Raw genomic sequence first — 12,946 nt, forward strand, 5'->3', positions numbered from 1 at the left:
TATGGCGCTCTATGCTGGCATAGACTGCGGTACGCAAGGCACGAAAGTCGTGATTGTCGACAGCACACAGGGCGTGATTCTCGGTGAGGGCAACGCCCCTCACCGTCTCATCAGCCAAGCCAATGGCCGGCGCGAACAAGAGGCCGACTGGTGGATTGAAGCGCTGGTCATCGCTTTTCGCCAAGCCGTGACTAACGCCGGTATTGATGCCGGGGAAATTAACGCTCTGGGGGTCTCGGGCCAACAACATGGATTTGTACCGCTGGACGCAGACGGCAACGTGCTGCACAGCGTCAAGCTGTGGTGCGATACCGAAACCGCAGAGGAAAACGAACGGCTCCTGCAACGGCTCGGCGGGGTCAACGGCTCGCTGGAAACGCTCGGCCTGCGGATTGCCACCGGCTATACCGCGTCAAAAATCCTTTGGTTCAAGACGCACCATCCGGCGTTGTGGGCAAGACTGCACACCGTATTGTTGCCCCATGACTACTTGAACTTTTGGCTGACCGGGGAGCGCGTAGCGGAATATGGCGACGCTTCCGGCACCGGGTTGTTCGATGTGCGCACCCGTCGCTGGAGCAAAACCGCCGTCGATCTCATCGACGACAGCGGCCGCCTGTGGCATGCCCTGCCGCCGCTCAAAAGCGCGGAGTGCTGCATCGGCACGGTGCGCCCCGCCGCGGCGGAGAAGCTCGGCCTCGGCCCAACGGTGCGGGTATCGACCGGCGGCGGCGACAACATGATGGCGGCCATCGGTTCCGGCAACATCGAGGCCGGCACCCTTACCCTGAGTCTGGGCACCTCCGGCACGCTATTCGCCTGGTCTGCCGCCCCCGTCGCGGCGGAGTCGGACATGATTGCCGGCTTCTGCTCCAGCACCAACGGGTGGCTGCCATTGATTTGCACCATGAATGTCACCTCGGCCACCACTGCGGTACAAACGCTGCTGGACGAAGACCTTGCCGGCTTTAACGCTTTGTTGGCGCAGGCCGCGCCCGGCGCAGGCGGTGTCGAGATGCTGCCGTTCTTCAATGGCGAACGCGTTCCGCCGCTGCCCCACGCACGCGCCAGCCTGCATAACCTCGATAGCGACAATTTTACCCGCGCCAATCTCTGCCTGGCGGTGGTCGAAAGCGCCACCTATGGGTTGCGCTATGGCATCGAGCTGTTTCGCCGTCAGGGCATCGAAGCGCGCGAGATCCGCCTCACCGGCGGTGGCGCCCGCAGCGCCGCCTGGCGACAAATCGTCGCGGACGTGATGGGGTGCCCGGTGGTCTGTCTGAAAGCCAAAGAGACCGCCGCGCTGGGCGGCGCCATTCAGGCGATGTGGGCGACGGAGTTGGCCGACGATCCGCAGCGGAACGCCGACGCGTTGCTGGCCGAACTGTGCCAACGTTTCGTTGCGCTGGATGAAGCCACGCACACACGGCCACATGCCGGCAGACAGGCGCAATACGAGACGCTTTATCAACGGTACCTGCAACGCTTGCAGCAGACCTACCCGGAGGTACAACTGTGACGCGAGATCCCCAGACTCACGCGCCCGCCTACCTGCTGGAGGTCAGCGGCGTCAGGAAAACCTTTGGCCCGGTCGTGGCGCTCAAGAATGCGGAGTTTTGCCTGCGGCGCGGCTCCATCCATGCCCTGTGCGGCGGCAACGGCGCGGGTAAATCCACCTTTCTCAGCATTCTGATGGGCTTTATTCAACCCGATGGCGGCGACATTTTTATCAATGGCCAACGCTGCGAATTTCATCACCCTCGGGAAGCCCTCAACGCCGGCATCGCCATCGTGCAGCAGGAACTGAGCGCGATCCCGGATCTGACGGTGGCCGAAAACATTTGGCTGGGCCGCGAGCCGAGACGCTTGGGGTTCGTCGACTTCGCAACGCTCAACCAGCGCACGACCCGCCTGCTCAAAGAACTCGATTTCAAGATCGACGCCCGAGAAAAAATGCGCAACCTCAGCGTCGCCGAGCAACAGCTGGTCGAGATCGCCAAGGCGCTGTCGCATGCCAATGCCGACATCATCATCATGGATGAACCCACCTCGGCGATTGGCGAAGAGGATGCGCAGAAAATCTTTCAGACGCTTCAGCAGCTGGCGGCGAAAGGTAAAGGCATTATCTACGTCTCCCACCGCTTGTCAGAGATATTCCAAATCGCGGACAGCTACACCATTTTCCGCGACGGCGCCTATATCCATGAAGGCTATATCGCTGACATTACCCGTGAGCAGCTGATCGAACACATTATTGGCGGCGAGTACGACAGCGAGTTCGCCAAATTCAATCAGCCCGGCGAAAAGGTCTTGCTGGAGGTCAACAACCTGTGTTGGCGCAGCAAGATCAAAGATATCAGCCTGCGGCTGAAGCACGGTGAGATCCTGGGCATCTATGGGCTGGTGGGATCGGGCCGCAGCGAGTTTCTCGATCTTATCTTCGGCGTTCAGCATGCCGACAGCGGCACGATCCGCGTGGGTGACAAGACGCTGAACCGCCATTCTCCGCGCAAGGCCATCGACAGCGGCATTGCCTACGTGACGGAAGATCGCAAGGAAACCGGCCTGGTGCTGTGCCGCTCCGTCAGTGAAAACATCAATATCGCCTCTTTTGCCGCCATCAGCCGGATGGGGTTTGTCAGCGAGAAACGGGAGCAGGCGCGAACCCGCGACATGATCCAGCGCTTCAACGTAAAAACCCACGATGGCGAACAGCCGGTGGGCAACCTGAGCGGCGGCAACCAGCAAAAAGTCGTGCTGGGCCGCTGGGCGCTGCTGGACCCGGAGGTTTTGCTGCTCGACGAACCGACGCGCGGTATCGACGTCGGCGCCAAGAAAGAGATCTATCGATTTATGTCGGAGTTCGCCTTGCAAAACAAAGGGATCATCATGGTTTCCTCCGAGCTTTCGGAAATTATCGGCATGAGCGATCGCATATTGGTGTTTCGCGACGGGCAGTTGGCCGGCGAGCTTTCGGCAGCCGAGGCGACCCAGGCAGCACTGATGAAACTTGCGGTTTAACAGAGAGAGAAAAAAAATGAGCAGCGCCCACTCCTTATCACCAGGAATTTCATTTTTCACCCGCAATAAGCGCCGTATGCACAAGTACGGCATTATCATCGCCTTTTTCGCACTGTGCCTGATCGTGGCGCTGATTGGCGAATACCAGGTCGCTCAGGGCGCCTGGAGCAGCAATTATTTTCTCAGCAATGAAAACACCCTGATCGTCCTGCGCCAGGTCTCGATCAACGGCATTCTGGCGATCGGCATGACCTTTGTCATCATTACGGCCGGCGTCGATCTCTCCGTGGGCTCGGTGCTGGCGTTAAGCGGGATCGTTGCCGCTCGCTTCGCCACCAACAACAGCGGATTGGCTATCGGCGACACCGCGACCGCCGTCATGGCGCCGCTGATTGTGGCGCTGGGCATCGGCATCGTTTGCGGCCTGGTGAACGGCACCGTGTTAGCCCGTTATCGGCTGCAGCCGTTTATCGTCACCATGGGCATGCTCTCCGCGGCGCGCGGTTTAACCATGTTGACCACCAACGGCAATCCGGTATCGCAATTGAACAGCGATTTCCGCTGGTTAGGCAATGGCTATGTCGGCGGCGTTCCGGTGCCCGTCATCATCTTCATCGTGCTGTTCGCCCTCGCCTGGCTCGTGCTGAATAAAACCCTCTTCGGGCGCTACATCTACGCCGTTGGCGGCAACCCGAAAAGCGCACGCACCTCGGGGATCAACGTCATCCGCATCAAAATTCTGGTTTATACGCTGTGCGGCGCGCTGGCCGGCATCGCCGGCCTGATCCTCACGGCGCGCACCGGCTCGGCGCAGACCAACGCCGGCGCAGGGTATGAGCTGGACGCCATCGCGGCGGTGGTGATCGGCGGCACCAGCATGGCCGGCGGTGTCGGTACGCTGGTCGGCACCTTCTTCGGCGTACTGATTATCGGGGTGATGAATAACGGCCTCGATCTGCTCGGTGTGCAATCGTATTACCAACAAATTATCAAAGGCGCATTGATCGTTCTTGCCGTCTTGCTCGACCCCTCGCGTAAGCAACAGCGCGATTAATAACATCAGACCCAACTCTACCAGGAGAAAACCATGAATAAGACCAAGATAGCGTTGTTTGCCTCTGCCATGATGTTCGGTAGCCTGTCGGCTGCTCAGGCCGCCCCGGTTAAAATCGCGGTATTGATGTACGGCAACAAAGCCGAGTTCGTGCAATTGATGGAAAGGTTCGGGAAGGAACACCCGGCGGTGAAAAGCGGCGAAGCCGTGCTGACCTTCTACGATGGGCGTTATGATGCATCGGTGCAAAACGATCAGGCCGCCACCGCTATCCAGACGCGCGCCGATGCCATTATCGTCAACCCGATGGATTTTGAAGCCAATATCGATATCGTCACTAATGCCAACGAAGCCAAAATCCCGGTGGTGGTCACCAACGCGCGCCTGAACACGGACGCGATGACGTCTGAAGTGGTGTCTAATGACGAGTTGGGCGGGTATCTGGAAGCCAAAGCCGTCCTGGACAAACTCGACTGCAAGAACCAAAAGGTGAACGTGGTGATTATCGAAGGCCCGAAAGGCGGCAGCGGCGAGATCCAGCGCGGCAAGGGCAACGATAAAGCGATTGCCGAGTGCGGTGTCGGCCAGGTCACCGTACTTGAACGCAAAACGGCCAACTGGTCACGCGCGGAAGCGCAGCCGCTGATGGAAAACTGGCTGCAGAAACACCGGGGTAAAATCAACGGCGTGATCGGCCAAAACGACGAGATGGCGCTGGGCGCTATCGAAGCGATCAAAGGCGCCGGCCTGAATGTGAAGGACTTCGCGATTGCCGGCGTTGACGGCGTTTCCGACGCGATTCATGCGGTGCAGGCCGGTGAAATGGTCTCTATTCTGCAAGATGCCAAAGGCCAGATGCAGGGCTCCATCGACGTCGCGCTGCGTGCTGTGAAAGGTGAAAGCTATCAACCTCAGTCGGATATTTGGAAGCAGTACGCCAAGGATCTGAAATGGGAGGGTGGCACGCAGAAGCATTACTACATTCCGTGGACCGTCGTTACCGCAGAGAACGCCCAAGCGCTGTTGGATGCCCGCAAATAATCCCCCCCGCCCCCTGGCTCCAGGGGGCCCTGCCATGGCACTTGTCTGCAAAAAAAAAGCCAGCACGGAGTGGCTGGCTTAAAGGTTCTTCGAGGGAATATCTTGTTCGATAAACATACGCCTTTCGCCGCCCCCTTGACTAACTATCAGTGTGATAGGCGCCACCGTCTGAGACTATTTTTTACCGCTGCATGGTAAACCGCCGCCGCTGACCTACACTTGAGCCGTAGTCAAGATGCAGTTACGGGTCGTTTTTATCTTCCAAAAGGAATAATTATGAAGGCAACTAAATATCTCTTGGCACTGCTGGCGTTCACCTCATTCTCTTCCCTGGCGGCAATTGAAATCACTCGGGAAGAGGCGGCGAAACATACCGAGATCGGTCCGGTGACCATTTCACAAGACGGCGACGACACCGTGGGGATCGACCATGCGCGTCTGTCGAAAGCGGTAGATGAAAAGGGCGGTAAGTATTACGTCATTATCGGTCGCGAGGGGAAAACCACCTTCGAAACCATCAATGCGATAGCCTATAAATAATCAGGCTTAGCCCGCGGCAGGATGCTCCCTGCCGCTTGTCCCTGCGCTTACTTGTCGCCGCCCGTCAATATCAATGCCTGCATATCGGCGAACATCGTTTCCCATTCCGCCTGGTCGATATCCATCAAACCAAAGTAACGCAGCATAAAGGCGCCTTCGGTGGCGAGAAACGCCAGGCGCGCGCGCTTGCCTTCTTCGGTGGTCAAATCCAAACCGGCGATGCGGCTGCGATACCATTCGCGCGTGCTCGCCAGATGCTCCGGCGTTTGAATCAGCGTCGCCATCAGCCCGGCGGCCTTGGCGCTGGCGGTCTGATCCGAACTCTGGGTGGCCAACATATGCGCCCGCACGGCAGTCTGCGGCGAAGGATCGTCGCCGGCGATAACCGTGAACAGCGTCTCGTAGGCACTGCCCCAGCGATCGAACATGGCATCGATCAGGGCGTCTTTGCTGCCGAAGCAATACTGCACCCCGCCCTTGGAGATCCCCATCGCTTTGGCGACGGCGTCGATGGTCAAACCGGCGGCGCCCTGGGTGGCGACGATCTCTTCGGCGGTGTCCAAAACCTTATCGCGATCGATGCTGCGTTGACGTCCCATTAAGAAACCCTTCTTTTCAATACGAAAGTATGGATATATATTGTCATCAGTATACCACCCTGCATCGCCGGTGGGTTACCCGAATGGCGGCGCCTCCGCGCCGCCCACGTTAACTGGATATGAATTATGTACGCCAAGAACCGCTGGTTGATCCTGACGATGGTCGCCAGCGCCCTTTTCCTGATCGTTATCGATATGACGGTGTTATATACCGCCCTGCCGCGCTTAACCCAGGCGCTGGACGCCAGTGCCTCGCAAAAACTCTGGATCGTCAACGCTTACCCGTTGGTGGTGGCCGGCCTGTTGCCCGGCGCCGGCATGCTGAGCGATCGCATCGGCCATAAACGGCTGTTTCTCGCCGGACTGCCGGTGTTTGCCGTCGCGTCGCTGTGCGCCGCTTTCTCGCCCACCGCCGAATGGCTGATCGCCGCGCGGGTGTTCCTCGCCGTTGGCGCGGCAATGATGATGCCCGCCACGCTGTCCATCGTGCGCCACGTCTTTACCGACGAACGTGAACGCGCGCTGGCGATCGGCATCTGGGCCTCGGTGGCCTCCGGCGGTGCGGCCATCGGCCCGGTGGTCGGCGGCCTGCTGCTGGAGTATTTCTGGTGGGGTTCGGTGTTCCTGATCAATGTGCCGGTCGTGTTGCTGGTCTGGCCGCTGGCGTCGAAACTGATCCCTCGCTGCGGCGGCGATAACCCGCGCCCTTCGGACATCGTCGGTTCGGTGCAGATCATGATTGGCCTGGTCGGCGCTATCTATGCGCTGAAGGAGCTGAGCAAGCCGACGCCTGATGCGATCGCCCTGCTCGTGGCGGCCACGATCGGCGTATTGTTCCTCGTGCTGTTCGTGCGTCGTCAGCAGCGCAGTGCTCACCCGATGATCGATTTCTCCCTGTTCCGCAATCGGCTGTTCGCGGGCGGCATCGGCGTGGCCCTGCTGTCGATGGTGGCGCTGATCGGCGTCGAGCTGGTGCTCAGCCAACGCTTGCAGCTGGTGCTCGGCCTCAGCCCGCTGCAGGCAGCGCTGTTTATTTTGCCGATCCCGCTGGCCTCGGCGCTGGCGGGGCCGATGGCCGGTTTGCTGCTGCCGCGCTACGGCGAACGCAGCATCATCCTCGGCGGTTTCGCCCTGACCACCTTTGGCATCGCCGGCCTCGCCCTGTGGTATCAAAGCAGTATGGGGCTGCAGCTGGTGAGCCTGGCGTTGGTGGGCTTTGGCCTCGGCGGCGTGATCACCGCCGCGTCCACCGCCATCATGCTGAACGCGCCGGAGGAGAAATCCGGCATGGCGGCGTCCATCGAAGACGTCTCCTACGAACTGGGTGGCGTACTGGGCGTGACGCTGCTCGGCGGGCTGATGACGGCGGTTTACAGCCACAGCCTGGCACTGCCGGCGGAGCTGCCGGTCAGCGATTTGGCCTACGACAGCATCGACGAAGCCCTGCGGCTGGCGGCCGGGATGGCGGCCGACCGCGCGCAGCAGCTGACGCAGCTGGCGCGTTTGGCCTTTGAGCGCGCGTTTATTACGGTGCTGATCGCCGCCGCGCTGTTAATGGCGCTGGGCGCTGGCGCGGTAAAACTGGCGCTGCGCAAGTAACCGATAAAAGCGGCTTTTTTCGCCTGCGGATCCTGCGTAAACTGATTCGGCAATTTGCTCGACGGATTTATCGTCATCGGTTTGAGCGATGGCAATAATGCCTGTTATCGTGTTTAACCCTGCGATAAATCCGGTTACTGTAACAGCTATGGAAATTGATTCTGTCTACTATCGGAACAAATAATCAGGAGAAGATTATTATGGCAACGGCAAAGAAAGCAGCGAAAACCCATATCGGCCTCGACAGTAAACAATCGGCAAAACTCGCCGAAGCGCTGAATGCGCTGTTGGCGAACTATCAGGTGCTGTATATGAACGTGCGCGGCTATCACTGGAATATTACCGGCCCGCAGTTCTTTGAACTGCACGCGAAATTCGAAGAGACATATAACGATCTGCTGACCAAGGTGGATGAGCTGGCGGAACGTATTTTGACGCTGGGTTCTCAGCCGCGTCACGCTTTCAGCGACTATCTGAAAACCGCCGACATCAAGGAACACACCAACGTGACCGATGATAAAGGCACGCTGCGCGGCCTGTTGGAAGGGTATTCAGTCTTGCTGCAACAGCAGCGTGAGCTGCTGGCGGTGGCGGCAGACGCCGGTGACGAAGGCACCGCGTCGCTGATGAGCGATTACATCAAAGAACAGGAAAAACAGGTCTGGATGCTCAACGCCTATCTGGGCAAATAACCCTGGCGCCATAACAAAACAGTCCCTCACGGGACTGTTTTCGTTTTACCACTCGCAGGATACCGCAAACAGCAGCGCGCGCCGATGCTGATCGTCCAGGCGACGCCGCACCCGGATAATATGGCGATTGCTGCACGACTGGCGTTCCAGCCAGCGATGCCGGCGGCGTTGGCTCTGCCGCAACATGCGCCAGCGGCCCACTTCATTTCTACTGCGTCTCATAATTCCGTCACTCGTTCGTCTAATGCCAACCGCGGGCATTATAGTCCTTTCCGTCCGTGATCCAAGCCGCAGTTATCGGCGGTACAGCGGGCGCCACGCGGGCAAAAGCCGCCCTTTCATTTTCAGCAAGTGCCTTAACTTCATCATATTTATGTAACATAAGCGCCGATAAAAGGTTTCGCCTTGACCGATCTGTGCGTACACTCATCATTGGTGGTTTGCGAACGGGATTTTTCGCCTTTATGACAACATTTTATACCGTAATCAGTTGGCTCATGGTGTTCGGCTACTGGCTGCTGATCGCCGGCGTGACGATGCGCATTTTGATGAAACGCCGCGCGGTTCCCTCTGCCATGGCCTGGCTGCTGGTTATCTACATTCTGCCGCTATTCGGCATCGTGGCCTATTTATCGTTCGGCGAACTGCACCTGGGCAAGCGCCGGGCCGAGCGTGCCAAGGCCATGTGGCCGTCAACCGCACGCTGGCTGAAAGAGCTGAAAGAGAGCCGCCGCATCTTCGCTACCGAGTACAGTGAAGTCGCCGAACCGCTGTTCCAGCTGTGCAACCGCCGCCAGGACATCGACGGCGTCAAAGGCAACCAGCTGCAGCTGCTCACCACCACCGACGACACGCTGAAAGCGCTGATCCGCGATATCGAGCTGGCACGCCACAACATCGAAATGGTGTTCTATATCTGGCAGCCCGGCGGCCTGGTCGATCAGGTGGCCGAATCACTGATGGCCGCCGCCCGGCGCGGCGTACATTGCCGCCTGATGCTGGACTCCGCCGGCAGCCTGCAATTTTTCCGCAGCCCCTACCCGGCGATGATGCGCAATGCCGGCATCGAAGTGGTCGAAGCGCTGAAGGTCAACCTGCTGCGCGTATTTCTACGCCGCATGGATCTGCGCCAGCACCGCAAAGTGGTGCTGATCGACAACTATATCGCCTATACCGGCAGCATGAACATGGTCGATCCGCGCTACTTCAAGCAGGATGCGGGCGTCGGCCAATGGATCGACCTGATGGCGCGCATGGAAGGCCCGGTGGCCACGACCATGGGCATCGTCTATGCCTGCGACTGGGAGATTGAAACCGGCAAGCGCATTCTGCCGCCGCCGCCGGACGTCAATATCATGCCGTTCGAGCAGGAAAGCGGCCATACCATTCAGGTGATCGCCTCCGGCCCCGGCTTCCCCGAGGAGATGATCCACCAGGCGCTGCTGACAGCGGTCTATTCTGCGCGCGAGCAGTTGATCATGACCACGCCGTACTTCGTGCCGAGCGACGATCTGCTGCACGCCATTTGCACCGCCGCCCTACGCGGCGTTGAGGTCAGTATCATCGTGCCGCGCGACAACGATTCGATGATGGTGCGCTGGGCCAGCCGCGCATTCTTCTCCGAGCTGCTGGAGGCCGGCGTGAAAATCTATCAGTTCGAAGGTGGCCTGCTGCATACCAAGAGCGTGCTGGTGGACGGCCAGCTCAGCCTGGTCGGCACCGTTAATCTGGACATGCGCAGCCTGTGGCTGAACTTCGAGATCACGCTGGTGATCGACGATGACGGCTTCGGCAGCGATCTGGCCTGCGTGCAGGAAGATTACATCGCCCGTTCCCAGTTGCTGAACGCCAAAGAGTGGCTGAAGCGGCCATTCTGGCATCGCCTGGTCGAGCGCCTGTTCTACTTTTTCAGCCCGCTGCTGTAAAAGCCGCGACGAGCATGCTTTAATAACGCCAAATCATTTGTTATCAGGATTTTTTTATGGATTTGAATAACCGCCTTACCGAAGACGAAACGCTGGAACAGGCCTACGACATCTTTCTCGAATTGGCCGGCGACAATCTGGATCCGGCGGATATTCTGCTGTTCAACCTGCAGTTTGAAGAGCGCGGCGGCGCCGAACTGTACGATCCCTCCGAAGACTGGAGCGAGCACGTGGATTACGACCTGAACCCGGACTTCTTCGCCGAAGTGGTGATCGGTCTGGCAGACAGCGACGGCGAGCCGATCAACGACGTGTTCGCCCGCGTGCTGATCTGCCGCGAGAAAGACCACAAGCTGTGCCACATTCTGTGGAAAGAATGATTCGCCGCCAGCGCATCGGATAAAAAAAGCCCCGCTTATTCAGCGGGGCTTTTTGTTGCCGGCTAGCGGCGCATTACAGCGGATCGACCTTCAGGCAGGATACCGCGTGGCGGAAGCTGCCCTCCAGCAGCGGACGCGTCTTGGCGCACTCCGGCCCGGCGATCGGGCAGCGGGTGCGGAACACGCAGCCGGTCGGCGGGTTGATCGGCGAAGGCAACTCCCCTTCCAACAGCTGGATCTGCTTCTCCTTCTCCTTGTCCGGATCCGGGATCGGCACCGCCGACATCAGCGCTTTGGTGTAAGGATGCTGCGGGTTATGGTACACCTCGTCATAGGTGCCCAACTCCACCGCATGGCCCAGATACATCACCAACACGCGATCGGAAATGTGCTTCACCACCGCCAAATCGTGGGCGATAAAGATCAATGACAGTCCCATCTCGCGCTGCAGCTGCTGCAACAGGTTCACTACCTGCGCCTGAATCGACACGTCCAGCGCAGAGACCGGCTCGTCGCAGATCACCAGCTTCGGTTCGAGGATCAGCGCGCGTGCGATGCCGATACGCTGGCACTGGCCGCCGGAGAACTCGTGCGGGTAGCGGTTGATCAGGTTAGGCAGCAGGCCGACCTTCAGCATCATCGCCTTGACCTTGTCCTTCACTTCCTGACGCGGCATTTTCGGGTAGTAGGTGCGCAGCGGTTCGGCGATGATCTCGCCGATGGTCATGCGCGGGTTGAGCGAAGCCAGCGGATCCTGGAAGATCATCTGGATATCACTGCGGGTTTTACGCCAGTCGGCGTCGCTCATGCCCAGCAGATCTTTGCCCAGCCAGGCGACGCGCCCGCTGGTGGCCTTCACCAGGCCGATGATGGCGCGCGCGAAGGTGGATTTGCCGCAGCCGGATTCGCCGACCACGCCCAGGGTTTCCCCCTCGAACAGCCGCAGCGTGACGCCATCGACCGCTTTCAGGGTTTTCGGCGGCTGCCAGAACCACTGTTTGTCGTCATGAATATCGAAGTGCACTTTCAGATCGGCGACTTCGAGCAGCACTTTCTTGTCGGTTACCGCTGTCATACCAACGCCTCCACCGGTTTAAAGCAGGCGCGCAGGCGCCCTTCCCCAAATTGCTCCAACGGCGGAGCGCTCGCGCACTGTTCCATGGCGTACGGGCAGCGCGGCTGGAACGGACAGCCTTTCGGCAACCGCAGCAGGTTCGGCGGGTTGCCGGGAATGGTCAGCAACGCTTCGCCTTCGGCGTCGAGACGCGGCACCGCGTTCAACAGACCGATGGAGTACGGGTGGCTCGGCTGGTAGAACACCTCGCGCGCGCTGCCGTATTCCATGGTACGGCCGGCGTACATCACCAGCACCTTGTTGCAGATGCCGGCCACCACGCCCAGGTCGTGGGTGATCATGATGATGGCGGTGTTGAACTCGCGCTTCAGCTCGTTGAGCAGCGTCATGATCTGCGCCTGAACGGTCACGTCCAGCGCAGTGGTCGGCTCGTCGGCGATCAGCAGCTTCGGCCGGCACAGCAGCGCCATGGCGATCATCACGCGCTGGCGCATGCCGCCGGAAAACTCGTGCGGATACATGCGCATGCGCTTGCGCGCTTCCGGCATTTTCACCGCGTCGAGCATGCGTACCGACTCTTCGAAGGCTTCGCTTTTGCTCATTTTCTTATGCAGCATCAGCACTTCCATCAGCTGTTCGCCAACGCGCATATAAGGGTTGAGCGAGGTCATCGGGTCCTGAAAGATCATCGAGATCTCTTCGGCCCTCAACTTGTTGAGCTGATTTTCCGGCAGGTTGAGGATTTCGCGGCCGTTGAATTTGGCCGAGCCGCCGATGCGGCCATTGCTGGCCAGCAGCCCCATCAGGGCGAACGCGGTCTGCGATTTACCGGAGCCGGATTCACCGACGATGCCCAGCGTTTCGCCGGCCCGCAGGTCGAAGTTCAGATCGTTCACCGCCGTCACGTCGCCGTCCGGCGTGGAAAACGTGACGCGCAGGTCTTTCACGTCCAGCAGCGGCGACGTTTTGACGCCGGTGCCGGTTTGCAGTTGAGGATGTTCAATGGTGCTCATGATTGCA

At 59.4% G+C, this 12,946-nt stretch carries 13 protein-coding genes; 9 read left to right on the forward strand and 4 right to left on the reverse strand.

Translation table 11 applies throughout. From position 1 onward, the window contains the following. The first annotated feature begins 1 nt into the window (after position 1). The 5 genes from xylB (at position 2) to FUU19_RS13560 (ending at position 5,656) form a co-directional block, all read left to right on the forward strand. Positions 2–1,519, forward strand: a complete 1,518-nt coding sequence (gene xylB, locus FUU19_RS13540) for a xylulokinase (protein WP_230490912.1) — start codon at positions 2–4, stop codon at positions 1,517–1,519. Beyond that, a complete protein-coding gene (locus FUU19_RS13545) occupies positions 1,516–3,021 on the forward strand; it encodes a sugar ABC transporter ATP-binding protein (protein WP_230490911.1) in 1,506 nt (501 codons plus the stop codon). Before xylB ends, FUU19_RS13545 begins: the two co-directional genes overlap by 4 nt. A gap of 76 nt (positions 3,022–3,097) precedes the next feature. Further along, positions 3,098–4,075, forward strand: a complete 978-nt coding sequence (locus tag FUU19_RS13550; protein WP_373275456.1) for an ABC transporter permease — start codon at positions 3,098–3,100, stop codon at positions 4,073–4,075. A gap of 33 nt (positions 4,076–4,108) precedes the next feature. Then, complete coding sequence (locus FUU19_RS13555; RefSeq protein WP_197834386.1) at positions 4,109–5,116, forward strand: substrate-binding domain-containing protein; 1,008 nt, start codon at positions 4,109–4,111, stop codon at positions 5,114–5,116. A gap of 276 nt (positions 5,117–5,392) precedes the next feature. Continuing rightward, a complete protein-coding gene (locus FUU19_RS13560; protein WP_019452732.1) occupies positions 5,393–5,656 on the forward strand; it encodes a hypothetical protein in 264 nt (87 codons plus the stop codon). A 47-nt stretch (positions 5,657–5,703) separates the two neighbouring features. Here the strand turns inward: FUU19_RS13560 and FUU19_RS13565 are convergent, their stop codons facing one another. Further along, complete coding sequence (locus FUU19_RS13565) at positions 5,704–6,255, reverse strand: TetR/AcrR family transcriptional regulator (RefSeq protein WP_197834385.1); 552 nt, start codon at positions 6,253–6,255, stop codon at positions 5,704–5,706. Between the two features lie 126 nt (positions 6,256–6,381). Between FUU19_RS13565 and smfY the strand changes: the two genes are divergently transcribed. Further along, positions 6,382–7,854, forward strand: coding sequence for a multidrug efflux MFS transporter SmfY (gene smfY, locus FUU19_RS13570; RefSeq protein WP_197834384.1), 1,473 nt, complete (start codon positions 6,382–6,384; stop codon positions 7,852–7,854). Positions 7,855–8,054: 200 nt separating this feature from the next. Beyond that, the gene (locus tag FUU19_RS13575) at positions 8,055–8,546 is read left to right on the forward strand and encodes a Dps family protein (protein WP_063990105.1); all 492 of its coding nucleotides are present in this window, start codon (positions 8,055–8,057) and stop codon (positions 8,544–8,546) included. Positions 8,547–8,591: 45 nt separating this feature from the next. Here FUU19_RS13575 and FUU19_RS13580 read toward each other — a convergent pair whose 3' ends face one another. After that, on the reverse strand, positions 8,592–8,768 hold the full coding sequence (locus FUU19_RS13580) for a YciY family protein (protein ID WP_025159792.1): 177 nt from the start codon (positions 8,766–8,768) through the stop codon (positions 8,592–8,594). A gap of 242 nt (positions 8,769–9,010) precedes the next feature. On the opposite strand from FUU19_RS13580, the gene cls reads away from it, so the two are divergent. After that, complete coding sequence (cls, locus tag FUU19_RS13585; protein ID WP_230490910.1) at positions 9,011–10,471, forward strand: cardiolipin synthase; 1,461 nt, start codon at positions 9,011–9,013, stop codon at positions 10,469–10,471. 56 nt (positions 10,472–10,527) lie between these two features. Continuing rightward, positions 10,528–10,851, forward strand: coding sequence for an HI1450 family dsDNA-mimic protein (locus FUU19_RS13590; RefSeq protein WP_004932139.1), 324 nt, complete (start codon positions 10,528–10,530; stop codon positions 10,849–10,851). 73 nt (positions 10,852–10,924) lie between these two features. Here FUU19_RS13590 and oppF read toward each other — a convergent pair whose 3' ends face one another. Together oppF and oppD are read right to left on the reverse strand one after the other, a co-directional pair. Next, on the reverse strand, positions 10,925–11,926 hold the full coding sequence (gene oppF, locus FUU19_RS13595; RefSeq protein ID WP_025303071.1) for a murein tripeptide/oligopeptide ABC transporter ATP binding protein OppF: 1,002 nt from the start codon (positions 11,924–11,926) through the stop codon (positions 10,925–10,927). Further along, complete coding sequence (gene oppD / locus FUU19_RS13600; RefSeq protein WP_049295760.1) at positions 11,923–12,939, reverse strand: ABC transporter ATP-binding protein; 1,017 nt, start codon at positions 12,937–12,939, stop codon at positions 11,923–11,925. The genes oppF and oppD overlap by 4 nt, the downstream gene beginning before the upstream one ends. Positions 12,940–12,946: the final 7 nt, after the last annotated feature.

This window comes from Serratia montpellierensis (assembly GCF_020858655.1).
In the GTDB taxonomy this organism is placed as follows: domain Bacteria; phylum Pseudomonadota; class Gammaproteobacteria; order Enterobacterales; family Enterobacteriaceae; genus Serratia; species Serratia montpellierensis.